Annotated in this window: 21 protein-coding genes and 1 tRNA gene; 6 read left to right on the top strand and 16 right to left on the bottom strand. The window is 70.7% G+C overall.

Going from position 1 to position 22,272, the window contains the following annotated elements; genetic code table 11:
- The first annotated feature begins 73 nt into the window (after nt 1-73).
- The 3 genes from xseA to WAF18_RS12290 all read left to right on the top strand — a co-directional run bounded on the left by xseA (nt 74) and on the right by WAF18_RS12290 (nt 4,637).
- Nucleotides 74-1,402, top strand: coding sequence for an exodeoxyribonuclease VII large subunit (gene xseA / locus WAF18_RS12300; RefSeq protein WP_337245351.1), 1,329 nt, complete (start codon nt 74-76; stop codon nt 1,400-1,402).
- Between the two features lie 78 nt (nt 1,403-1,480).
- Nucleotides 1,481-3,130 carry an acetolactate synthase large subunit gene (locus tag WAF18_RS12295; protein ID WP_337245350.1) on the top strand — a complete coding sequence of 550 codons (1,650 nt, stop codon included), beginning with the start codon at nt 1,481-1,483 and terminating at the stop codon, nt 3,128-3,130.
- Between the two features lie 40 nt (nt 3,131-3,170).
- Nucleotides 3,171-4,637 (top strand): aldehyde dehydrogenase family protein, encoded by a 1,467-nt coding sequence (locus WAF18_RS12290; protein ID WP_337245349.1) that lies wholly within the window; start codon nt 3,171-3,173, stop codon nt 4,635-4,637.
- 72 nt (nt 4,638-4,709) lie between these two features.
- On the opposite strand, the gene hisIE is transcribed toward WAF18_RS12290, so the two are convergent.
- From hisIE to WAF18_RS12245, 9 genes are read right to left on the bottom strand one after another with little or no spacing between them, the layout of a single operon-like run.
- The gene (gene hisIE, locus WAF18_RS12285) at nt 4,710-5,318 is read right to left on the bottom strand and encodes a bifunctional phosphoribosyl-AMP cyclohydrolase/phosphoribosyl-ATP diphosphatase HisIE (protein ID WP_337245348.1); all 609 of its coding nucleotides are present in this window, start codon (nt 5,316-5,318) and stop codon (nt 4,710-4,712) included.
- Between the two features lie 55 nt (nt 5,319-5,373).
- Nucleotides 5,374-6,147 carry an imidazole glycerol phosphate synthase subunit HisF gene (gene hisF / locus WAF18_RS12280; protein ID WP_337245347.1) on the bottom strand — a complete coding sequence of 258 codons (774 nt, stop codon included), beginning with the start codon at nt 6,145-6,147 and terminating at the stop codon, nt 5,374-5,376.
- A complete protein-coding gene (gene hisA, locus WAF18_RS12275; protein ID WP_337245346.1) occupies nt 6,141-6,878 on the bottom strand; it encodes a 1-(5-phosphoribosyl)-5-[(5-phosphoribosylamino)methylideneamino]imidazole-4-carboxamide isomerase in 738 nt (245 codons plus the stop codon). The genes hisF and hisA overlap by 7 nt, the downstream gene beginning before the upstream one ends.
- On the bottom strand, nt 6,875-7,492 hold the full coding sequence (hisH, locus tag WAF18_RS12270) for an imidazole glycerol phosphate synthase subunit HisH (RefSeq protein WP_337245345.1): 618 nt from the start codon (nt 7,490-7,492) through the stop codon (nt 6,875-6,877). The genes hisA and hisH overlap by 4 nt, the downstream gene beginning before the upstream one ends.
- Nucleotides 7,489-8,568, bottom strand: coding sequence for a bifunctional histidinol-phosphatase/imidazoleglycerol-phosphate dehydratase HisB (hisB, locus tag WAF18_RS12265; RefSeq protein WP_337245344.1), 1,080 nt, complete (start codon nt 8,566-8,568; stop codon nt 7,489-7,491). Before hisB ends, hisH begins: the two co-directional genes overlap by 4 nt.
- Complete coding sequence (hisC, locus tag WAF18_RS12260; protein WP_337245343.1) at nt 8,565-9,647, bottom strand: histidinol-phosphate transaminase; 1,083 nt, start codon at nt 9,645-9,647, stop codon at nt 8,565-8,567. The genes hisB and hisC overlap by 4 nt, the downstream gene beginning before the upstream one ends.
- Nucleotides 9,644-10,981: a histidinol dehydrogenase gene (hisD, locus tag WAF18_RS12255; protein WP_337245342.1), complete on the bottom strand. Its 1,338-nt coding sequence runs from the start codon at nt 10,979-10,981 to the stop codon at nt 9,644-9,646. The genes hisC and hisD overlap by 4 nt, the downstream gene beginning before the upstream one ends.
- Nucleotides 10,978-11,892, bottom strand: a complete 915-nt coding sequence (gene hisG, locus WAF18_RS12250; protein ID WP_337245341.1) for an ATP phosphoribosyltransferase — start codon at nt 11,890-11,892, stop codon at nt 10,978-10,980. The genes hisD and hisG overlap by 4 nt, the downstream gene beginning before the upstream one ends.
- 8 nt (nt 11,893-11,900) lie before the next feature.
- A complete protein-coding gene (locus tag WAF18_RS12245) occupies nt 11,901-12,230 on the bottom strand; it encodes a YerC/YecD family TrpR-related protein (RefSeq protein WP_337245340.1) in 330 nt (109 codons plus the stop codon).
- Nucleotides 12,231-12,460: 230 nt separating this feature from the next.
- Here WAF18_RS12245 and WAF18_RS12240 point away from each other — a divergent pair, with 230 nt between their 5' ends.
- Nucleotides 12,461-12,784, top strand: coding sequence for a tetratricopeptide repeat protein (locus WAF18_RS12240; RefSeq protein ID WP_337245418.1), 324 nt, complete (start codon nt 12,461-12,463; stop codon nt 12,782-12,784).
- Nucleotides 12,785-12,865: 81 nt separating this feature from the next.
- Here the strand turns inward: WAF18_RS12240 and WAF18_RS12235 are convergent, their stop codons facing one another.
- The 6 genes from WAF18_RS12235 to cydD are packed head-to-tail and all read right to left on the bottom strand — an operon-like array spanning nt 12,866 to nt 20,262.
- A complete protein-coding gene (locus WAF18_RS12235) occupies nt 12,866-13,228 on the bottom strand; it encodes a hypothetical protein (protein WP_337245339.1) in 363 nt (120 codons plus the stop codon).
- On the bottom strand, nt 13,225-15,141 hold the full coding sequence (locus tag WAF18_RS12230; RefSeq protein ID WP_337245338.1) for an aromatic amino acid lyase: 1,917 nt from the start codon (nt 15,139-15,141) through the stop codon (nt 13,225-13,227). The genes WAF18_RS12235 and WAF18_RS12230 overlap by 4 nt, the downstream gene beginning before the upstream one ends.
- The gene (locus WAF18_RS12225) at nt 15,141-15,443 is read right to left on the bottom strand and encodes a hypothetical protein (RefSeq protein WP_337245337.1); all 303 of its coding nucleotides are present in this window, start codon (nt 15,441-15,443) and stop codon (nt 15,141-15,143) included. The genes WAF18_RS12230 and WAF18_RS12225 overlap by 1 nt, the downstream gene beginning before the upstream one ends.
- Complete coding sequence (gene hisS, locus WAF18_RS12220) at nt 15,440-16,825, bottom strand: histidine--tRNA ligase (protein WP_337245336.1); 1,386 nt, start codon at nt 16,823-16,825, stop codon at nt 15,440-15,442. Before hisS ends, WAF18_RS12225 begins: the two co-directional genes overlap by 4 nt.
- A 39-nt stretch (nt 16,826-16,864) precedes the next feature.
- Nucleotides 16,865-18,547 (bottom strand): thiol reductant ABC exporter subunit CydC, encoded by a 1,683-nt coding sequence (cydC, locus tag WAF18_RS12215; protein ID WP_337245335.1) that lies wholly within the window; start codon nt 18,545-18,547, stop codon nt 16,865-16,867.
- The gene (gene cydD, locus WAF18_RS12210; protein WP_337245334.1) at nt 18,544-20,262 is read right to left on the bottom strand and encodes a thiol reductant ABC exporter subunit CydD; all 1,719 of its coding nucleotides are present in this window, start codon (nt 20,260-20,262) and stop codon (nt 18,544-18,546) included. The genes cydC and cydD overlap by 4 nt, the downstream gene beginning before the upstream one ends.
- A 184-nt stretch (nt 20,263-20,446) precedes the next feature.
- Here cydD and WAF18_RS12205 point away from each other — a divergent pair.
- Together WAF18_RS12205 and WAF18_RS12200 are read left to right on the top strand one after the other, a co-directional pair.
- Nucleotides 20,447-20,523, top strand: a tRNA-Pro gene (locus tag WAF18_RS12205).
- Between the two features lie 83 nt (nt 20,524-20,606).
- Nucleotides 20,607-21,851, top strand: a complete 1,245-nt coding sequence (locus WAF18_RS12200; protein ID WP_337245333.1) for an MFS transporter — start codon at nt 20,607-20,609, stop codon at nt 21,849-21,851.
- Between the two features lie 17 nt (nt 21,852-21,868).
- Here the strand turns inward: WAF18_RS12200 and WAF18_RS12195 are convergent, their stop codons facing one another.
- Nucleotides 21,869-22,222, bottom strand: a complete 354-nt coding sequence (locus tag WAF18_RS12195) for a hypothetical protein (RefSeq protein ID WP_337245332.1) — start codon at nt 22,220-22,222, stop codon at nt 21,869-21,871.
- Between the last annotated feature and the right edge of the window lie 50 nt (nt 22,223-22,272).

The following is a 22,272-nucleotide window of genomic DNA, read 5'->3' as shown; positions in this document are numbered from 1 at the left end:
CGCCGGCTGCGGGCGTGGCGCCTGCGACCGGGTGTCGCAGCCTCGCGCACCGCATGCCGGTATCCTTGTGCGCATGCACGATTCCGCACGCGACGTCCTGACCCCGAGCCAGCTCAACACCCTCGCCCGCGGGTTGCTGGAGGACAGCTTCCCCCAGGTCATGGTCGAGGGCGAGTTGTGCAACGTCTCACGCCCGGCGTCGGGCCATATGTACTTCACACTCAAGGACGCGCGCGCCCAAGTGCGCTGCGCGCTGTTCCGGCAGAAGAGCCAATGGCTGCGCTTCGTGCCGCGCGACGGCATGCTGGTGCGTGCGCGCGGCCGGGTGACGCTGTACGAGGCGCGCGGCGACTACCAGTTGATCCTCGACGCGCTCGAAGAAGCCGGCGAAGGCGCGTTGCGGCGGGCGTTCGATGCGCTCAAGGCCCGCCTGCAGGCCGAAGGCCTGTTCGAGGCCGAGCGCAAGCGCCCGATGCCGGCGTTTCCGCGGCGGCTGGGCGTGATCACCTCGCCGTCGGGCGCGGCGGTGCGCGACGTGCTCAGCGTGCTGGCGCGCCGGTTTCCGCTGCTCGACGTCGAGGTGCTGCCGACGCTGGTCCAGGGCGTCGATGCGCCGGCGCAGTTGCTGCGCACGCTGCAGCGCGCTGGAGACAGTGGCCGCTACGACGTGCTGCTGCTGACCCGCGGCGGCGGTTCGCTCGAGGACCTGTGGGCATTCAACGACGAGGCACTGGCGCGCGCAGTGGCGGCCTCGCCGGTGCCGGTGGTCTCGGCCGTGGGCCACGAGACCGACTTCAGCCTGACCGACTTCGCCGCCGACCTGCGCGCGCCGACCCCGTCGGCCGCGGCCGAGTTGCTGACGCCCGACCGCAGCGACTTGCTCGGACGGGTGCGCCAGCTGCAGCGCCAGGTCGATGCCGTGCAACTGCGCACGCTGCAGGCCTGCGCCCAACGGCTCGATCGCGCGGCGCTGCGTCTGCAGGCCACCCGCCCCCAGGCGCGGCTCGAGGCCTTGCGTCAGCGGCAGGAAGCGGCGCTGCGCCGGCTGCAGGCCGCCCAGCGGCAGCAGTTGCAGCAGCGTCAGGCGCGGCTCCAGCATGCCGGCGCGGTGCTGCGTGCCGCCTCGCCGCAGCGCCGGCTCGCCCAATTGCACCAGCGCCTGGATGCGCTGCAGGCGCGGCCCCAGGCCGCGGTGGCGCGACGGCTGCAGCGCGACGCGCTGCATCTGCGCGGGCTGGTGCGCTCGCTCGAGGCGGTGAGCCCGCTGGCCACGATCGCCCGCGGCTACAGCATCCTGCAGCGCGACGACGGCCGCATCGTGCGCAGCACCGCCGACGCCGCGCCCGGCGATCGGCTCGATGCACGCGTCGGCGATGGCATGCTGCGGGTCGAGGTGCAGTAGCACGGCCCTGCCCTCGCCCGGCGATCACGCCGCGGCTGGCACGATGACCGGTGATCTGTCGCTGGAGCATACGGACCGATGACCAAGGCCTCCGACCTGTTCGTCTCGGCGCTGGAAGCCGAAGGCGTGACTCATGTCTTCGGCATTCCGGGCGAGGAGAACCTCGACCTGCTCGAATCGCTGCGCGCCTCGTCCATCGAGCTGGTGCTCACCCGCCACGAGCAGGCCGCGGGCTTCATGGCCGCCACCTGGGGGCGGCTGACCGGGCAGGCCGGCGTCTGCCTGTCGACGCTGGGCCCCGGCGCGACCAACCTCGTCACGCCGGCCGCCTATGCCCAGTTGGGCGCGATGCCGATGTTGATGATCACCGGCCAGAAGCCGATCCGAACCAGCAAGCAGGGGCATTTCCAGATCGTCGACGTGGTCGACATGATGCGGCCACTGACCAAGTCGACCCATCAACTGGTCTCCGCCGACGCCATACCCGCGCGCGTGCGCGACGCGTTCCAGCGTGCGATCGAGGAACGTCCCGGCGCCACCCATCTCGAACTGCCGCAGGACATCGCCGGCGACGACACCGATGCGTGCCTGTTGCCCGCCCCCTATACGCGCCGTCCGCTGGCCGAGCACAAGGCAATCGCGCATGCCGCGCAGGCGATTCGCAATGCCCGACATCCGCTGCTGATGATCGGCGCCGGCGCCAACCGCAAGACCACCGCCAAGATGCTGCGGTCCTTCGTCGACCGGCTCGGCATCCCGTTCTTCAGCACCCAGATGGGCAAGGGCGTGCTGGACGAGACGCATCCGCTGTGGCTCGGCACGGCCGCGCTGTCGGATCACGATTTCGTGCACCGCGCGATCGATGCTGCCGACTGCATCGTCAACATCGGCCACGATGTCATCGAGAAACCGCCGTTCTTCATGCACCGCGGCCGGCGCACGGTGATTCACGTCAACTATGCAAGCGCCGTGGTCGATCAGGTGTACTTCCCGCAGATCGAGGTCATCGGCGACATCGCCAATACCGTCTGGCAGCTCGCCGAGGCACTGGATGCGCCGCAGTCGCACTGGGACTTCACGTTCTTCGATCGCGTGCGGACCGCGCTGTGCCGGAACATCGCCGAACTCGCCGCCGACGATCGTTTCCCCCTGCACGTGCCGCACTTGGTCAAGACGCTGCGTGATGCGATCGAGCCGCGCGACATCGTCTGCCTCGACAACGGCCTGTACAAGCTGTGGTTTGCGCGCAACGACCGTTGCCGCGCGCCCAACACCCTGCTGCTGGACAACGCACTGGCGACCATGGGTGCCGGCCTGCCGTCCGCGATCGCAGCCAGGCTGGTGCACGGCGACCGGAAGATCGTCGCAGTCTGCGGCGACGGCGGCTTCATGATGAACTCGCAGGAGCTCGAGACCGCGGTGCGCCTGGCACTCGACCTGGTGGTCATCGTGCTGCGCGACGATGCCTACGGCATGATCAAGTGGAAGCAGCAGCACGAGGACTATCCGGTGTACGGCATGGACTACGGCAATCCCGACTTCGTGCATTACGCCCGGAGCTACGGCGCGCGCGGCCACCGCCCCGACAGTGCCGCCGCCTTCGCGCATGCCCTGCGCACCGCGCTGAACACGCCGGGCGTGGATCTGATCGATCTGGCGATCGACTATCGCGACGACGACGCCCTGCTCAACACCGAGATTCCCGCGCGCAGCGCCGCGATCGACTGATCGGCGCCGCGTCCTTCCGCCTTCGACTCCGGAGCGCCCAATGGCCAAGCACAAGACCGCCCCCAAGAGCGACGGGCTCGCCCGCCGCTATCCCTACTACCTCGCTAATGTCGCGGTCGCCGCCAACACCGATCTCGAGGTCCGCGACAAGTACAGCGGTGCCGTCGCCACGCGCGTGGCGATGGGCGATGCCACCGCGATCCGCAAAGCAATCGTCGCCGCGCACAAGGCCCGCGAGGCGATGGCCGCCTTTGCGCCCGATCAGCGCCGCGATGTGCTCGAACACTGCGTGCGCCGGTTCGAGGAGCGCGCCGAGGAACTTGCGCTGGCGCTGTGCATCGAGGCCGGCAAGCCGATCAAGGACGCACGCGGCGAAGTGACGCGCCTGATCGACACCTTCCGCATCGCCGCCGGCGAGGCGACCCGGCTCGACGGCGAGGTCGTCGAGCTGCAGATCTCGCCGCGCACCCGCGGCTATCGCGGCATGGTCAAGCGCGTGCCGGTGGGCGTGTGCAGCTTCATCACGCCGTTCAACTTCCCGTTGAACCTGGTCGCGCACAAGGTCGCGCCGGCGATCGCCGCCGGCTGCCCGTTCGTGCTCAAGCCCGCAGCCAAGACCCCGGTCGGCGCGCTGATCATCGGCGAGATCCTGGCCGAGACCGACCTGCCCAAGGGCGCGTTCTCGGTGATCCCCTGCAGCAACGAGGACGCCGCCGCGCTGACCGAGGATGCGCGCATCGCGCTGCTGAGCTTCACCGGCGGCCTGGTGGGCTGGGACCTCAAGGCGCGCGCGGGCAAGAAAAAGGTCGTGCTGGAGCTGGGCGGCAACGCCGCCTGCATCGTCGACGAAGACCCGGGCGCGAGCCTGGACCACGTGGTCGAGCGGCTGGTGTTCGGCGCCTACTACCAGTCCGGGCAGAGCTGCATCGGTGTCCAGCGCATCTATGCGCACCGCGCGATCCACGACGCGCTGCGGCGCAAACTCAAGAAGGCCGTCGGCGCACTGCGCATGGGCGACCCGCGCGACGAGGCCACGTTCATTGGCCCGGTGATCGACGCCGACGCGGCCGACCGCATCCAATCGTGGATCGAGGCCGCGCGCAAGGGCGGCGCCAAGGTCATCGCCGGCGGCAAGCGAGAGGGCAATCTGATCCCGGCCACGCTGCTGGAAAAAGTGCCGCGCGATGCCGACCTGCAGCGCAAGGAAGTGTTTGGCCCGGTCGCCTTGCTCGAACCAGTGGACAGTTTCGACGAGGCGATCGCCCGCGTGAACGACAGCGATTTCGGCCTGCAGGCCGGTGTGTTCACCGGCAACCTCGCCCACGCGATGCGCGCCTGGGACCGGATCGAGGCCGGCGGCGTGATCGTTGGGGATGTGCCGAGCTTCCGGGTCGACAACATGCCCTATGGCGGCATCAAGGACTCGGGCATCGGCCGCGAAGGCGTGCGCTATGCGATCCGCGACATGTGCGAGGACCGGCTGCTGGTGATCCGCGACCCGGTGTGAGTCAGCCGTCGCCGCGCCGCCCTTGCTGGACGCTGGCGGCGCACGACATATCGGTAAGCGGGCGCGCCGGCGCTAGCGGCCCCGCGCCATCAGCACGCGCTCGACATCGCGCAGCGACAGTCCGCGCGCGCGCAGCAGCACCAGCAGGTGGTACAGCAGGTCGGCGCTCTCGCCCAGCAGCTCGTCGTCCCCTTGCGCGACCGCCGCGAGCGCAGTCTCCACGCCCTCCTCGCCCACCTTCTGCGCGATCCGGCGGATGCCGCCGTCGAACAGCCGCGTGGTGTAGCTGCCGTCCGGCCGCTCGCGGGCGCGCTGCGCGACCAGCGCATCCAAGTCGGCCAGCACGCCGCCCGGGGCGGACGGGAAGCAGCTGGGCCGCTGCAGATGGCAGGTCGGCCCCCGCGGCCGGGCCAGCACCAGCAGCGTGTCGGCATCGCAATCGGCGTCGATGGCCACCAGCTCGAGCACGTGGCCCGACTGCTCGCCCTTGGTCCATAGCCGTCCCTTGCTGCGGCTGAAGAACGTGACCTTGCCCAGCCGGCGCGTGGCATCGAGCGCATCGCGGTCCATATAGCCGAGCATCAGCACGCGCAACGTGTCGGCGTCCTGGACGATCGCCGGCAACAGGCCATCGCCCTTGTGCCAATCCAGGGTTGCCGGATCGAAAGGCAGATCGGTCATCGCATCGTCCTGTGGCGCAGGGGGATGGGCGGACTGCGCGCCCTGGTCGCGGCGGTCAGACATCGCGCACCGCCACGCCGGCCGCGCGCAGCTCACGCTTGAGTTCGGGAATCGCGATGCGGCCACTGTGGAACACACTGGCAGCCAGCGCGCCGTCGACGTCGGCCTGACGAAACGCATCCACGAAGTGGGTGGTCTCCCCCGCTCCGCCTGAGGCAATCAGCGGCACTTCGCACAGCGCGCGCGCCTGCCGCAGCTGCGCGATGTCGTAGCCGCGGCGCACACCGTCGTTGTCCATGCAGTTGAGCACGATCTCGCCGGCGCCCAGCCGTTGCGCTTCGACGATCCAGTCCAGCGTGCGTACCGCCAGCGCATGGGTGCGGTCCGGATCGCCAGTGTGGCTACGCACCCGCCATTGCCCATCGGCCTCGCGAATCGAATCGATGCCCACGACCACGCATTGCACGCCGAACGCGTCCGCCAGTTCGGCGATCAGTGCCGGGCGCTCGAGCGCCGGGGTGTTGATCGAGATCTTGTCGGCGCCGGCATGCAGCACCGCACGCGCGGTGGCGACATCGCGGATGCCGCCGGCGACGCAGAATGGGATATCGATCAGCCGCGACACCCGCTCGACCCAGCCACGATCGACCGAACGTCCCTGGGGACTGGCAGAAATATCGTAGAACACCAGCTCGTCGGCGCCGGCATCGCGATAGCGCAGCGCCAGTTCGGCGATGTCGCCCATGTCGACGTGATCGCGGAAGCGCACGCCTTTGACCACGCGGCCCTCGCGCACATCCAGGCATGGAATGATCCGCCGGCTCAGCATGCCAGTGCGTCCTGCAGTGCGAAGCGGCCTTCGAGCAGTGCCCGACCGAGCACGATGCCGGCGCAGCCCTGCGCACGCGCCGCGACGATGTCCTCGAGTGCGCGCACGCCGCCCGACGCCTGCACCTGCAGCGCCGGCGCCAGCACGCGCAGGTGGGTGTACAGCGCGCTGTTGGGCCCCGACAGCATGCCGTCGCGGGCGATGTCGGTGCTCAGCAGGTGACGCAGCCCGACCTGCGCATAGCGCACCGCCAAAGTGTCGAGGGTGGCCTCGGCGGTCTGCGTCCAGCCATGCACCGGCAGACGCCAGACCCCGCTGGCATCCTGCCGCGTGTCGAGCGCCACGGTGATGCGCTCGGCACCGAAGCGCTCGATCCAGCCCACCACCGCATCGGCATCGCGCACCGCGAGCGAACCCACGACCACGCGGGCCGCGCCGGCATCGAGGATCCGCGCGACGTCGTCGGCGCTGCGCACACCACCGCCGGTCTGTACCTGCAGGCGGGTGGTCTGACGGATGCGCGCCAGCAAGGGTGCGAGGGTGAAGCCGCCCGCACGTGCGGCGTCGAGATCGACCAGGTGCAGCCAGGTCGCGCCCGCGTCCGCGTAGGCCTGGATCTGGGCCAGCGGATCGTCGCTGTAGCGCGTCTCGCGCGCGTAGTCGCCCTGCGCCAGCCGGACCACGCGACCGTCGCGGATGTCGATGGCGGGATAGACGGTGAAACCGCTCATGCGCGGACTCCAGCAACGAACGATGGGGACAGGAAGTTGCGCAGCAGCTGCGCGCCGACCGCGGCCGAGCGCTCGGGATGGAACTGCGCACCGGCGACCAGGCCCCGCTGCACGGCAGCGGCGAACGGCTGGCCGTGGTCGCAGGAGAGGATGCAGTCATCGGTCACCGGCGCCGCATAGCTGTGTACGAAGAAGGCCTGCGCATCGTCGTCGATGCCGGTACGCAGCGCGCTGTCGGCCTTGGGCTGCAGCCGGTTCCAGCCCATGTGCGGCACCCGGATTCCGGGCCCGCCGTGCAGCCGGGCGACGGTGCCGGGTAGCAGGCCCAGCCCCTCGACATCGCCTTCTTGCGAGCGCTCGAACAGCAGCTGCATACCCACGCAAATACCCAGCAGCGGCCGCTCCAGCGTGCGCAGGACCTCGACCAGATCGAGCGCGCGCAGCCGCGCCATGACCTGCGCCGCGGTACCGACCCCGGGCAGGATCACGCGGTCGGCGCTGCGGATCGCCTCGGCATCGGTGACCAACGCAGCGGTCACACCCAGGCGCTCGAACGCGTAGCGCACCGAGCCGGTGTTGGCGCCGCCGGCATCGACGATCACCACACGCATCACAACACCCCCTTGGTGCTGGGCAGCGCGTCCCCATCACGGCGCACCGCCTGGCCCAGCGCACGGGCGAAGGCCTTGAAGCAGGCTTCGACCTTGTGGTGGTCGTTGTCGCCCTCGACCTTGAGGTGCAGGTTCAATGCCGCCGCGTCGCAGACCGAGCGGAAGAAGTGTTCGACCAGTTCAGTCGGCAGGTCGCCGACGCGCTCGCGCCGGAACGTGCCGTCGAACACCAGGTACGGCCGGCCGCCGAAGTCGAGCGCGGCACTGGCGAGGGTCTCGTCCATCGGCAGCGTGAACCCGTAGCGGGCGATGCCGCGCTTGTCGCCGAGCGCCGCGCGCAGCGCCTGGCCGAGCGCGATGCCGACATCCTCGACCGTGTGGTGCTCGTCGATCTCCAGGTCGCCCTCGGCCTGCACCGTCAGCGCGATGCCGCCGTGCTTGCCGATCTGGTCGAGCATGTGATCGAAGAACGGCAACCCGGTCGCAACGTGCGCATCACGCACGGCATCGAGGTCCAGCTCGACCCGGATACGCGTTTCGCGGGTGTTGCGCACGATACGCGCCTGGCGCGGCGCATCGCTCAGCGCGTGCGCGATGCCGGGCCAGTCCCAGTCGCCGCCGAACTGCGGCGTGCGCAGCTTGAAACCGCGGATGCCCAGGTTGTCGGCGAACTGCAGATCGGTGTCGCGGTCGCCGACCATCGCCGAGGCGTCGAGATCGATGCCGCGGTCGCGCAGGTAGTGCATCACCAGCCCCAGGCCCGGCTTGCGCGTGGGCGCATTGTCGGCCGGCCAACTGCAGTCGATCAGCACCTCGCGGAACACGATGCCCTGGCTCTCGAAGATCTGCAGCATCAGGTCGTTCGGACCGTCGAAACTGGCGCGCGGATAGGCCTCGGTGCCCAGGCCGTCCTGGTTGCTGACGATGACGAACTCGAAGCCCGCATCACGCAACCGCAGCAGCGCCGGAATCACGCCCGGCACGAAGCGCAGCTTTTCGTAGGCGTCGATCTGGTAGTCGGCCGGCTCCTCGATCAGGGTGCCGTCGCGGTCGACGAACAGAATCTTGGTGCCGCTCATGCTGCCACCTCCAGCGCTTGCAGCGCCTGCACCACACGCGCGTTCTGCGCCGGTGTGCCGACTGTGATGCGCAGCGCGTCGTCGAGGCCGGGCGCGGCGCGCTGGTCGCGCACGACGATGCCGGCGGCCAGCAGCGCCGCGAACGCGCGCGACGCATCGGCGAAGCGCACCAGCAGGAAGTTGCCGGCCGACGGATACACCCGGCGCACGCCCGGCGTCGCGGCCAGCGCGGCGGCCAGGGCATCGCGTTCGGCGACCGTCTGCGCCACGCGCGCGCGGGTCTGCGCGAACGCCGCGTCGGCGAGCCCGGCCAGCGCCAGCTCGGCGCAGGGCGTGGGCACCGGATACGGCGCCTGGCAGCGCCGCAACACCGCGATCAGCGCCGGGTCGCCGATCGCCACGCCGATCCGCGCCGCGGCCAGGCCATGCGCCTTCGATAATGTCCGCAGCACGACCAGATTGGCGTGGGCGTCGAGCCTCGTGGTCGCCGACGGCACGTGGGCGAACTCCACGTAGGCCTCGTCGACGACGACGACCGCGCGTCCGTCGAGCGCAGTGGCCAGCGCCGCGACATCGGCCAGCGGCACCAGGCCGCCGGTCGGGTTCGACGGCGAGCACAAGAACACCAAGCGCACCCCACGCGCGAGCGCGGTCTCGCGCACCGCGTCGACATCGAGCACGAAGCCCTCGGCGCCATCGCGCAACGGCACCTCGACGAACGGCGCGCCCTGCAACCGGGCGCTGACCGCGTACATGCCGAACACCGGCGGCGTGGCGAGCACCGCATCGCGCCCGGGCACGCATAACGCACGCACCAGCAGGTCGATCGCCTCGTCGCTGCCGCGGCCGATCAGCAGCCGCGACGCGTCCACGCCGTACAGCGCGGCGAGTCTTGCCTGCAGCGCCGGCGGTTGCGGTGCCGGATAGCGGCGGCACTGGCCGTCGGCATCGCCGGGATTGGCCCACGGCGCCTCGTTGGCATTGAGCCAGACCTCGCCCTCGATCGCCTGGGTCCGCGCCGAGGCGTAACCTGCGAAGGCGCGCAGGTCGTCGCGCACCAGATCGAGCACCGTGCTCATGCGCCCGCCCTCGCCAGCCGCAACGCGACCGCATTGGCATGCGCGTCCAGGCCCTCGGCACGCGCCAGCGTCACCGCGTCGGGCCCAATCGCACGGATGCCCGCGGCATCGGCACTCTGCACGCTGACCAGGGTCTGGAAGCTCGACACACCAACGCCGCTCCAGGCGCGCGCGGCGCCGCCGGTCGGCAGCACGTGGTTGGTGCCGCTGCAGTAATCGCCCAGCGCTTCGGGCGTCCAGTCGCCGAGGAACACCGAGCCGGCGACCTCGACCCGGTCGAGCCAGTCGCGCGGCGCGCGCAGGGCCAGGATCAGGTGCTCGGGCGCATAGCGGTTGCTGATGTCGAATGCGACGTCCAGCGTCGGCACCCGCAGCAACCGCGAGCGCGCCAGTGCCCGGCGCGCGATGTCGGCGCGCGGCAGCGCTTCCAGTTGGGCCGCCAGCTCGACGCGCACGCGACGCAGCAGCGCCTCGTCGTCGCACAGCAGCAGCACCTGCGAGTCGGGTCCGTGTTCGGCCTGCGACAGCAGGTCGGCGGCAATGAACGCCGCGTCGGCGCCCGCATCGGCGATCACCAGCACCTCCGACGGGCCGGCCGGCATGTCGATTGCGACCGTGCCCGACTGCGCCGCCTGTTGCTTGGCTTCGGTGACGAACGCATTGCCCGGGCCGAACAGCTTGTCGCAGGCCGGCACCGAGGTCGTGCCGAAGGCCATCGCGGCGATCGCCTGCGCGCCGCCGAGCTTGAACACCCGGTGCACGCCGATCAGTCGAGCGGCGACCAGCACTGCCGGATCGGCGCTGCCGTCGGGACGCGGCGGCGTGCACAATACGACCTCGCGGCAGCCGGCCAGGCGCGCCGGCACGCCGAGCATCAACGCGGTCGAGGGCAGCGGCGCGGTGCCCGCCGGCACGTACAGCCCCACCCGCGGAATCGGCCGCACGATCCGCGCGCACTCCACGCCATCGGCGGTCTGGACCGCATAGCCGGCGACCCTGCCCGCAGCATGGAAGCGTTCGATTCGTGCGGCGGCGTTGGCCATCGCCTCGCGCAAGCGCGGCGAGACCTCGGCCTCGGCCGCGGCGAATTCGTCGGCGCCGACCTCGAAATCGTCGAGCGCGACGCGGTCGAAGCGCTCGGTCAACGCGCGCAGTGCGGCGTCGCCGCGTGTCCGCACCTCGTCGAGCACGTCGGCGACAGCCGCCCGCGTCTGCGCCGCGACGGTCTGCGTGGGGCGACGCAGCAGTTCGGCCTGGGCCGCGGCGTCCGTGGCCGCCCAGTCGACGATCGCCGGGATCGCGCCGTCCAGCGAGAAAGCATCGGTTGCGTTCATGCCAGCATCCGCTCCACCGGCAGCACCATCAATCCAGCCGCACCGGCCTGCTTGAGCGCCTCGAGCCGCGGCCAGGTCAGCTCGCCATGGCACAGCACCTGCAACGCGACCGTCTCGCGGCCGTCGACCTGCAGCACCGTGGGCGGTTCGGCGTCGGGCAGCAGCTTGAGCAAGGCATCGACGCCGTCACGGCGCGACTGGAACATCAGCAGACGGCTGTCGCGCAGCCGCATCACGCCATCGAGCCGGCGCAGCAGCAGCGCAGCCAGATCGCCGCGCACATCGGAGAACGGCTCCACCGGGCCGGCCAGCACCGCCTCACTGGTCATCAGCGTGACCGCGGGCTTGAGCTGGTTGGCGGTCAGTGTCGCGCCGCTGGACACCAGGTCGCAGATCACGTCGGCCTGGCCCAGTCGCGGTGCGATCTCGACCGAACCCGACAGCGTGACGATGCTCGCCTGCACGCCCTGCGCGTCGAGCCATTGCTGCAGCAGGCCGGGGTAGCTGGTCGCGATGCGGCTGCCCTGCAACTGCGCCGGCCCCGACCAGTCCTGCGACTCGGGAATCGCGATGTCGAGCCGGCAGCCGCCGAAGCCGAGCGCACGGACCGCCTTGGAGACCTGCGGCAGGCCGCGCAATGCGCGATCGGCCGCGACCTCGTCGAGCACGTTGCGGCCGACGATGCCGTAATCGCAGACACCGTCGGCGAGCAGCCCCGGGATGTCGTCGTCGCGGACCAGCAACAGGTCGACCGGCAGCGTCTCGCCGTAGCAGAACAGCTTGTCGCGGCTCTCGCGCCACGACAGGCCGCATGACGCCAGCAACGCCCGCGCCGGCTCGCTGAGCCGGCCGGATTTCTGGATCGCGATACGCAGGCGGTCGCGCGCGGCGCCGCCGGTGACAGGACTCATGGGGAACCTCAGTGGGAATCGGTGGACGCGGTTCGCGCCACACGGCGCGCGGCGATCGCATAGCCGCCGGCGCCGCGGTCGAGCGTGCGTGCGACGCGGCCGACGGTGGTCACGCTGACGCCGGTGCGCTCGTGGATCTCGCGATACGGCACGCCCTGCTGCAGCAGCGGCACGACCCGCCAACGGTCGACCAGGGCCTCGAGCTCGGCCGGCGTGCACAGGTCGTCGAGGAACCGCGCGACCTCGCCGGCGGTCTTCAACGCCGCAAATGCGCGGGCCAGCGCCTGCAGTGAGGCGCTGGCTTCGTGGTCAGGCAGGGGTTCGGGGCGTTGCTTCACGGACGTCGGCACGTATCAATGTAATAGCGTGCTAGCACATTACGCCTTTCTGACCTGAAGTCAACCGGGACAGCGAGGCCGTACAGCGACGGTGCAAGCGCTCGCCGACGTGCGTGTCGCAGTGGCCCTACAGGCGGTCCGCGCTGTCGTCGACTGGATTGCAGCGTTCCACCGCCCTCGCCAGCCGATCCGCGAAGATCCCGCGTCGGCCTTCCAGATCCGGGGAATCCATGCGCGAACGACTGCAGGCCCTGCTCGATGCCGGGCGCGATGACGCGCTGCTGCGCTTCGGGCTGGGCAACGCCTGCTTGCAGGCAGGCGACCCAGCCGCGGCCGCGACGCACCTGGCCGCCGCCACCCAACACGATCTGGACTACTCGGCCGCGTGGAAACTGCTCGGCAAAGCGTTGCTGACGCTGGGACGCGACGCGGATGCCGAAGCGGCCTGGCGCGCCGGACTCGACGCCGCAGCGCGGCGCGGAGACGTGCAGTCGTCCAAAGAGATGATGGTGTTCCTGCGACGGATCGAGCGCGGACGGCATTCAAAGCCCTGATCGCCCACCCAAAACAAAACCGGGGTCAGAGTGGATTTCTTCGCAGAAATCCACTCTGACCCCGGTTCTTTGAGAGGGGTGTCAGTCGGCGCGCGTGCGTGCCTGCATGCCCAGCCAGGCCAGTGCGACGCCCGAGAACGCGGCCAGTGAGGACATGAACACGCGGGTGGCGAGGAAGTCGGGATCGTGGATCTTCTGCAGCGCGATGCGCGCGTAGACCGGCGACTCGAGCTTGACCACGCCCATGTAGAACAGGTGCCAGGCGTCGATCCCGACCGCGATCGCGAGCGCGCCCAGGCAACCCCAACCGATCGAATGCCCGTGCGCCCAGCGGTAGCGCGCGCCCAGCCAATGGAACAGCAGGTAGCACAGCGCGCCGACCGCCATCGCGATCAGCGCGGCCTCCAGCACCCCGAGCCAGCCGAAATGCAGCGGCAGATTCACGCCGCAGGTCCAGTGGTCGGCACCCGCCAGCGCGGCAGCACCCCCAGCAGCGTGCCGTCGGCGACCAGGCGCACTGCGGCGGCGACCTCCCCATCGAGCGCACGGTCGCGGTCGAGGAACGGGATCGCCTCGCGGATGCGCGCATGCGCCTCGGCGACGATCGCGCCGGGGTGGAACGGCGCGCATGCGGCCAGCTCGCCGCGCAGCGCCTCGACTTCGTCAAGAAAGCCGGCGTGCGTCGCGCGGTCCTGCGCCGGGCCGCCCTGCACCTTCGTCGCCAGCGCCTGGGCATCGGCCCGGCGCGCGAGGTCACGGGCGGCATTGATCATGTCCATCCGCAGGTCCAGCGCCTGCGCCGCGGTGTAGAGCTCGAGCGCGAGTACCTTGCCCAGATCGTCGGCCATCGCCAGCACGTGGCGCGCTTCATTGGTGCCCATCGACACGTGATCTTCGGCGTTGGCGCTGGTCGGCACCGAATACACGCTCGCCGGGTGCGCACGGGTGGCCAGGTCGTTGACCAGCGCCGCTGCGGTGTACTGCACGATCATGAAGCCCGATTCGGTGGCGTCCTCGTTGCCGATCAGGAACGCCGGCAGCCCGTCGTTGGTTGCCGGGTCGACGAGCTTGGCCAAGCGGCGCTCGGAGATCGACGCCAGCACCGGGATCGCCGCCTTGACGTAGCTCATCGCCAGCGCCAGCGGCATGCCGTGGAAGTGGCCGGCCGAGATCACCTGCTGTTCGACGTGCTCGGCTTCGCGACCCGGGAACACCAGCGGGTTGTCGGTGACCGCATTGAGCTCGACGTCGAACACGCGCTTGGCCTGCTCGACCGCATCGCGCACCGCGCCGTGCACCTGGGGAATGCAGCGCAACGAATAGGCGTCCTGCGGCTGGTGCTTCTTGCCGCCGCGGAACGGCCGGAAGCGCGCGTAGAACTTCTCGCGACCATGGCGCTGATCGCTCGGCACCCAGTCCCAGCCGATGTCGAAGCGCAGCGCCTGGGCCTGCGTGGTGTCCCAGCTCGACGGCAGCCACGGTCGGAACTTCGGCACCAGGTGGTAGGCGATGTCGGCCAGCGTCGAGCCGTCGAGCAGCTCGCGCAGGTGCGCGGCGACTTCGACTTGCCCGGGGTGCGGACGCAGCGCATGGACATCGGCGTCGAACGCGCCGAGCCGGCCGGCGAAGGCATCGATGGTCATCGCCGCGGCGAGATCGGCGGTGTCGAGCAGCGCATCGAGCCGGTGCAGCGCCAGCACGCCGGTGGCGAGCATCTGCGCGGTGCCGTTGTTGAGCGCCAGGCCTTCCTTGTACGACAGCGTGACCGGCGCCAGGCCGGCGCGCCGCAGCGCGTCGGCGCCGGGCATGCGCTCGCCTTCGAAGAACGCCTCGCCGCCGCCCAGCAGCACGATCGCCAGGTGCGACAGCGGCGCCAGGTCGCCCGAGGCGCCGACCGAGCCCAGCTCCGGGACCACTGGCACAACGCCGGCGTTGAGCAGGTCGGCCAGCGCCTGCAGCGTCGCCACGCGGATGCCCGAGTGGCCCTTGAGCAGTGTGTTGATGCGGATGCACAGCATCGCGCGCACCACCTCCGGCGCCAACGGCTCGCCGACGCACACCGCATGGGTGACGATGAGGTTGTGCTGCAGTTCCTCGTGCAACGCACGGCCCGAGGGCGTGGCACCCGGCAGGTCGTCACGCAGCGGGCGCGCCCCGAGCAGGCGATCGGCATTGCTGCCAAAGCCGGTGGAGACGCCGTAGATCGGTTCTTCGCGGCGCACCTGTTCGGCGAGGAAATCGGCCGCCTGCGCCACCGCGCGCAGCGCCTGGTCGTCGAGTTCAACCGGCGCGCCGTGCGCGACAATCACCAACTGCGCCCGGGTCAGCGAGCGGCCGTCGAGGCGGATGGATTTCATCAGTGTGCTCCTTTGCAAACGACGGTTGCGCGCAGGCGGGTCGCCTGGCATTCACCGCCAATGAGCGAGCCGAGCCACGTCAGGTCCGCCTCACTGGACTCGATCAGATGCCCACGCGGGCATCGCCGGCTACCGATCGCCTCGACATCTTCGCGCACGCGCCGCGCCTCGGGATCGGGACCGCACCGCACCACCTCGACCGTCCACCGGTCGGCCGCCACCTTGTGCAGGGACACACGCGGATCGGACGTGCACGCCGACAGCGTGATCACGGCCAGCGCGGCGACACGCCGGCCGATCACGGCATCGATCTCGCCTGTTCCCGCTCGACCAGCAATGTGCGCGGCAGGTCGTCGTCGGCGACCTCGAACTGCTCGCCGCGGCGCAGATCCTTGACCGCGACCACCCCACGCGCCGCTTCCTCGTCCCCGCGGATCACCACGAAGCGGATGCCGGCGCGATCGGCGTACTGCATCTGCTTGGCGAGCTTGCGCGGCTCGAGCTGGGTCTCGACGTTGAGTCCGGCGCTACGCAGGCGCTGCGACAGCGCCAGCGCCGACGGCAGGCCGACATCGTCGAACAGCGTCACCAGCACATCGACCGAGCTGTCGGCGGTGTGCACCAGGCCCGCCTCGCGCAACTGCCAAAACAGCCGAGTCAGGCCGATCGAAATGCCCACGCCCGGCAGCTTGGACTTGGTGTAGTGGTTGGCGAGGTTGTCGTAGCGTCCGCCCGAGCAGATCGAACCGATTTGCGGATGCGCGTCGAGCACGGTCTCGTAGACCATGCCGGTGTAGTAATCCAGGCCGCGCGCGATCGACAGATTCAGCGCGTAACGCGACTCTGGCACGCCGAGCGCCCGCAACTGGCCCAGCAGCGCGCGCAGTTCGTCACGCCCTTCCTCGAACAGCGCCGTACCGGCACCGAGCGCATCGAGCTTGGCCAGCGCATCGTCGTGCCCGGTCGAGCGCACGCGCGAGAATGCCAGCAGGCGTTCGGCGACGTCGTCCGACAGGCCGAACGCCTCGCCGGTCAGCGTCGCGCGCACTGCGTCCTCGCCGCGCTTGTCGAGCTTGTCGATTTCGCGCAGCACGGTCATCTGCTGCGCATCGTCGATGCCCTGCCCTTCGAAATAGCCGCGCAGCAGCTTGCGGTGGTTGAGTTGGATCGTGAACTCGCCGATGTCGAGCGCGGCGAACACCGCGCTGATCACCGCCGGCACCTCGGCGTCATAGCGCGGCGACAGCGTGTCCTTGCCGATCACGTCGATGTCGCACTGGTAGAACTCGCGGAAGCGTCCGCGCTGGGCGCGCTCGCCGCGGTAGACGCGCTGCATCTGGTAGCGGCGGAACGGGAATGCCAGGTCGTGCTCGTGCTCGGCGACATAACGCGCCAGTGGAACGGTCAGATCGAAGCGCAGCGCCAGTTCCGGCAGGCCGTCGGCCTGGCCGCTGTCGGCCGATTTGGCGAGTGCACCGGTCGACTGCACGAAGTAGACCTGCCGCTCGGTCTCACCGCCCGACTTGGTCAGCAGCGTCTCCGACAGTTCGAACACCGGCGTCTCGATCGGCAGGAACCCGAAGCCTTCGAACGTGCGGCGGATCGTGTCCAGCATGCGCTGGAACGCGATCTGGTCGCGCGGCAACAGTTCCATGACGCCGGGCGGGGTCCGGGGCTTGATCATGCGGGCAGCTCGTCGGTGATGCGGAGGAAGACCGCCATTCTAGGGCGTGTCGGCATGCAGGTGCCCGTCGCGCAACCACAGGCAGCGGTCCGCCAGCCCCGGAGGCACCGCGCCGTGGGTGATCAGCAGCAGGCTGCGGCCATCGAGCAGGTCGGGCAATTCGCGCAGCAGCGCGTCGGCGGTGTCGTGATCCAGGCCCTCGGTGGGTTCATCGAGAACCACCAGCGCGGCATCGCGCAACAGCGCCCGGGCCAGCGCCAATCGCCGCGCCTGGCCCCCGGACATCGTGATGCCGGCCTCGCCGACCCAGGCATCGAGCCCGCCCAGCGCCCGCGCCCAGTCGGCCAGCTGCACCCGCGCCAGCATCGCCCACAGTTGCGCGTCATCGGCCTGCGGCGCGCCAAAGACCAGGTTGTCGCGCACGCTGCCGGCGAACACCGGGGCGTTTTGCGGCAACCAGGCAATCCGTGCGAACCAGTCGCGCTGACGGACCGCGCGCAGGTCGACGCCGCCGAACGACAGCGTGCCCGCGTCGGGCTCGGCACTGCGCAGCAGCAACGCCGCCAGCGTGGACTTGCCACCGCCGCTGTCGCCGCCGATCGTCACGCGTTCGCCCGGCGCGATCGAAAGCGTCAGGCCGCGTAGCACCGGCCGGTCCTGGCCAGGCCAGGCGAAGGTCACGTCATCGAAACGCAGCGCCCCGGCGGCCGGCAAGGCCACCGGCGCTGGGGGATCGACGACCGTCGGCTCGGTGCCGGCCACCGCGTCCAGACGCGCAATCGATGCACGCGCGGCCAGCAACGCTTGCCAGGCCAGTCCGGCCCCCGCCCAGGCCTCGAACAGCCCGATCGCGAGAAAGAACAGCGCCGCCGCGTGTGCGGGCGGCAGCGCCCCGCCCAGCGCCGAGGCGCCGACGATCCACAGCGTGCCGACCAGGCCGACGCCGGTCGCCAGGCCATGCCACAGGCCACCATCGGCCAACTGCCGCCGGCGCACGCGCTCGGCATCGCCCACGGCCTGCGCGTCGGCGTCGACGCGGGCCAGCCAGCCGTCGGCCACGCCCAGCGCCGCCAGGTCGGCCTGACCGTCGTAAAGCTCGTGCAGGCGGGCGCGCAGTTCGGCACGGCGCCGGGCCCGCTCGGCCTCGGCGGCCGACCGCCCGCGCGCGACCAGCCAGGGCACGCCGAGCCCGGTCGCCAGCGCGACCAGCGCCAGCCAGGCCGCGGTCGGCGGGTGCAGCCAGGCGGCAATGCCCAGGCCTGCGACGCCCAGTGCGAGCAGGGCCAGCAGCGGGCCGGTCGCGCGCAGCAACAGACCATCCACCGCGTCGATGTCGCCCAGCAGTCGCGCCAGCAGATCGCCGGTGCGCAGCCGCCCCAACTGCCCAGGCGTGAGCCGCAGCGCGCGCGCAAAGAACCAGCTGCGCAGGTCGCGGGCGATGCGCAACATCGCGTCGTGGCCGGCGAGCTTTTCGACATAGCGCGAGGCGATGCGCGCGAAGGTCAGCGCCCGGATGCCGGCCGACGGGGTAAAGAAATTGAAGCTGCCCAGCGTGCCGAAGGTCAGCGCACTCGCGGCGATGAAACCACCCGACAGACCCAACAGCGCGACGCCGGACACCAGGGTCAGCGCCAGCAAGCCGATCGCCGCCGCCACGCGCCCGCGATGTCGGCGCAGCAGCGTGCGGGTGCTGGCGATGTCGCGATCGGAGGCCGCACTCATCGCGCCGCCTCCACGGTGGGCTCGACCGGGGCCGCCGACGGCCCGGGCAAGCGCCAGACCGCGTCGGCCCAGTCCATCACCGCCTGGCTGTGCGTGGCGACGATGACCGTGCAGTCGCGCAGCGAGGTGTCGAGTGCGGCGAGCAGGTCGGCTTCGGTTGCGGGATCGAGAAACGCCGTTGGTTCGTCGAGCAACAGCAATTGCGGGCGCAGCAGCAATGCGCGCGCCAGCGCCACGCGGCGCGCCTGCCCGCCCGACAACCCGAAACCGTGCTCGCCGATCGGCGTGTCGAGGCCCTCGGGCAGGTGCGCGGCAAACCGTGTGACCTGCGCGATCTGCGCCGCCTCACGCACCGCAGCCTCGTCGGCCTGCGGCGCGCCGATGCGCAGGTTGTCGCGCAGGCTGCCCTGGAACAGCCACGGCCGCTGCCCGGCCAAGGCGATCGTCGTGCCGGGAGGCACATGGATACACCCGAATTCCGGCGGCAACCAGCCAGCGAGCGCATCGAGCAGCGTGCTCTTGCCGCCACCGCTGGGCGCCACAATCGCCAGGCGCTGCCCGGCCGGGATGTCGCGCGAGGCGCCGGCCAGGGCCGGCACCGCGGCGCCGGGATGACGCAGCGTGACCGCCTCGATCCGCACCGCCGGCGCACCGGTCGCATTCGGTGCCGGGTCGGCCGCCGGCACTGCATCGAGCGCGGGGCGGCTGTCGTCGAACGCGGCCTCGACCTCGGCGACCGCGGCCAGCGCGTTCGCGCGATCGTGGTAATGCCCGGCCAACCGGCGCATCGGCCCGTGGAACTCCGGTGCCAGCAGCAGGCAGAACAGGCCGGTCGCCAGTGTCGGGGCCGGGGCGCGCAGCGCGATCAGCCCCAGATAACTGAAGCCGAAGTACAGCGCCACCAGCGCGACGCTGACCGAGGCGAAGAACTCGAGCACGGTCGAGGACAGAAAGGCGATGCGCAGCACGCGCATGCTGCGCACGCGGATGGTTTCGGTGGCCTCGCCCACCTGCGCCAGCTCCGCCTCGCCACGGCCGTAGACGCGGATCAGGTCGAGCCCACGCAAGCGGTCGGTGAAATGCGCACCGGCCCTGGCAAGCGCCGACAGCTGCGCGCGACCCGCGCCCTCGGCGCGCATGCCGATCAGCGCCATGAAGAACGGCGCCAGCGGCGCGGCTGCCAACAGCAGCAGACCGACGATCCAGTCGGCAGCGAACACCGCCACCAGCAGCACCGGCGGCACCAGCATCACCTCGGCGCGCGCGAGCAGGTAGCCGCCGAAATACGGCGCCGCGGCATCGACATGTCCGGTCGACAGCGCGACCAATTCGCCGCTGCGCCGCCCGCGCAGCCACACCGGACCGCGCGCGATCGCCACACGTGCCAGCCCCACGCGCATGCGCGCCAGTGTGTCCTCGACCGCATCGGCGGCCGCGCGCTGCCCGATCCAGCCCAGCAGCGTGCGCGTCAGCAACGTGACCGCCAGCAGCGCGAGTGGCGCACGCAGCGCCTCGAGCCCGCGTCCGTCGATCAGCGCCGCATCCAGCCCCCAGGCGATCGCCGCGGCCTGCGGCACCAGCAGCCAGCCGGCGAGCACCTGGCTGGCCTGGGCCACGCGGTGGCGCGGCCGGCTCGGCAGCAGTTGCGCATCGAGCCATTGCAGGCGAAGACGACGAGGACCGGCACGGTCCTTTCCTTGCGGCGGCGAGGTCATGGAATCGGAAAATCCAGCAGCGGATGACGGCGACCCATTGTCGGTATCGCGTCGTGCCCGCTATTATCGCAGCCCGCCGCGCCGACGACGCGAGTGCCCTCCGCCAGGAGGCCGATCGCCCCCGTCGAACACGACCCCCTTGCCCTGATGACAGGTGCATCGGTAGAATGCGCGGCTCACCTGTCGGGGTGTAGCTCAGTCTGGTAGAGCGCTACGTTCGGGACGTAGAGGTCGCAGGTTCGAATCCTGTCTCCCCGACCAATCTGGTGATCCGAAACCGGCCCTTGCGCCGGTTTTCGTCTATTACGGCCGTGCCCGGTTCGCGGCATGCGATGCCGCCCTCCATGACGCCCACGCCTCACGCCACCCGCCCACCGATCGCCTTGCGCACGGTGCGCCTGGTCGTGCTGCTGGGCATCGTGTTGTCGGCCTTCAACCTGCGCACGGCGGTGACTTCGCTCACCCCGCTGCTCGATCTGCTGGGCACGCAGTTCGGCTTCGGCTCGGCCACCGCCGGGGTGCTCGGCATGCTGCCCACCGCGGCCTTCGCCGTGTTCGGCGTGACCACGCCGATGCTGGCACGCCGTGTCGGCATCGAGCGCACTGCCTTGCTGGCGATGCTGCTGGCCACCGCCGGCCTGGCGCTGCGCTCGTGCGCCGGCGGCGTGGGGCTGCTGATGGCCGGATCGATCGTCGCATTGGCCGGCATGGGCATCGGCAACGTCGTGTTGCCGCCGCTGGTCAAGCGCTACTTCCCCGATCGGGTCGGTGCGGTCTCCACGCTCTACATCACCGTGCTGCAGCTGGGCACGATGCTGCCCGCATTGCTTGCCGTGCCGCTGGCCGAGGCCGCCAGCTGGCGGGTGGCGCTCGGCGCCTGGACCTTGACCGCGCTGGCCGCGGCGCTGCCGTGGATCGGCCTGCTGGCGATGGCGCGGCGGCGCGGCAGCGGCGTGCGGGTCGATGGCCCGTCCACCGCGATGGCCAGTGTCCCGACCGGTGGCGCACGCGGACAGGCGTGGCGCTCGCCGGTCGCCTGGGGCATGGCGATGATGTTCGGCACCACCTCGCTGATCACCTACGCGATGTTCACCTGGCTGCCGACCCTGCTCAGCGAGGCCGGCGCATCGCCTGCGTTCGGCGGCACGATGGTCGCCCTGTTCTCCGCGCTCGGTCTGGTCAGCGCGTTGGGCATGCCCGCGCTCGCGGTGCGCGTGCGCAATCCGTTCGCGATCGTGCTGCTGTGCGCCTGTTGCCACATCGCGGCGTTCTCCGGCCTGCTGCTCGCGCCGATGGCCGCACCGGTGCTATGGGTCGTGCTGCTGGGGCTGGGTCCGTCGACGTTCCCGCTGGCGCTGACACTGATCAACCTGCGCACGCGCACGCCGGCCGGCTCGGCCGCGCTCTCGGGCTTCATGCAGGGCGTGGGCTACACGCTCAGTTGCGCCGGCCCGTTGCTGTTCGGCGTGCTGCACGGCGCGACCGGCGGCTGGCGCTGGCCGTTCGCGATGCTCTACGGCTTCGTCGCCGTGCTGCTGGTCGGCGGCTGGCTGGCCTGCAAGCCGCGCGCGCTCGAGGACAGCTGGTAGGCGACGCGTTCCGGCGGTCAGCGGTTCGCGCGCCCATCGCCGCGCACTGCCCAATGCAGGAATCGCCGGTACAGCCAATAGAACACGCCGAGCAACGGCAGCGGCAGCAGCACCAAGATCGCCACGCGCGCCGGCTGCGACAGACCCGGCGCCAGCACATCGATGCCAGCCGCATCGAGCAGCAGAACGGTCGCCAGCAGCGACCACAGATTGCACATCATCAACGCCATGCCGCGATAGAACATCCGATGCGGACGCGAGGGATGGTCGATGCCCGCCTCAGCCGGACGCAGCACGAACATGCCTTGCATCAACGCGACCTGACCGACGATGCCGCCGAACAGCTGGAAGAGAAAGACGAAAGCGCTCAACTGGCGAGAGATCCGTATCCGGCAAGGCGAAGCGCAGGCATCGGTACTCG

The sequence above is a fragment of the Luteimonas sp. gir genome, assembly GCF_037198055.1.
Classification (GTDB): Bacteria; Pseudomonadota; Gammaproteobacteria; order Xanthomonadales; family Xanthomonadaceae; genus Luteimonas; species Luteimonas citri_A.
Note: the sequence above shows the minus strand (reverse complement) of the source record. Positions and strands in the feature narration are given on the sequence as shown.

Bases quoted from the DNA above. Each gene is read 5' to 3' on its own strand.
- xseA (WP_337245351.1), top strand. From the start codon at position 74: ATGCACGATTCCGCACGCGACGTCCTGACCCCGAGCCAGCTCAACACC.
- WAF18_RS12295 (WP_337245350.1), top strand. From the start codon at position 1,481: ATGACCAAGGCCTCCGACCTGTTCGTCTCGGCGCTGGAAGCCGAAGGC.
- WAF18_RS12290 (WP_337245349.1), top strand. From the start codon at position 3,171: ATGGCCAAGCACAAGACCGCCCCCAAGAGCGACGGGCTCGCCCGCCGC.
- hisIE (WP_337245348.1), bottom strand. From the start codon at position 5,318: ATGACCGATCTGCCTTTCGATCCGGCAACCCTGGATTGGCACAAGGGC.
- hisF (WP_337245347.1), bottom strand. From the start codon at position 6,147: ATGCTGAGCCGGCGGATCATTCCATGCCTGGATGTGCGCGAGGGCCGC.
- hisA (WP_337245346.1), bottom strand. From the start codon at position 6,878: ATGAGCGGTTTCACCGTCTATCCCGCCATCGACATCCGCGACGGTCGC.
- hisB (WP_337245344.1), bottom strand. From the start codon at position 8,568: ATGAGCGGCACCAAGATTCTGTTCGTCGACCGCGACGGCACCCTGATC.
- hisC (WP_337245343.1), bottom strand. From the start codon at position 9,647: ATGAGCACGGTGCTCGATCTGGTGCGCGACGACCTGCGCGCCTTCGCA.
- hisD (WP_337245342.1), bottom strand. From the start codon at position 10,981: ATGAACGCAACCGATGCTTTCTCGCTGGACGGCGCGATCCCGGCGATC.
- hisG (WP_337245341.1), bottom strand. From the start codon at position 11,892: ATGAGTCCTGTCACCGGCGGCGCCGCGCGCGACCGCCTGCGTATCGCG.
- WAF18_RS12240 (WP_337245418.1), top strand. From the start codon at position 12,461: ATGCGCGAACGACTGCAGGCCCTGCTCGATGCCGGGCGCGATGACGCG.
- WAF18_RS12230 (WP_337245338.1), bottom strand. From the start codon at position 15,141: ATGAAATCCATCCGCCTCGACGGCCGCTCGCTGACCCGGGCGCAGTTG.
- hisS (WP_337245336.1), bottom strand. From the start codon at position 16,825: ATGATCAAGCCCCGGACCCCGCCCGGCGTCATGGAACTGTTGCCGCGC.
- cydC (WP_337245335.1), bottom strand. From the start codon at position 18,547: ATGAGTGCGGCCTCCGATCGCGACATCGCCAGCACCCGCACGCTGCTG.
- cydD (WP_337245334.1), bottom strand. From the start codon at position 20,262: ATGACCTCGCCGCCGCAAGGAAAGGACCGTGCCGGTCCTCGTCGTCTT.
- WAF18_RS12200 (WP_337245333.1), top strand. From the start codon at position 20,607: ATGACGCCCACGCCTCACGCCACCCGCCCACCGATCGCCTTGCGCACG.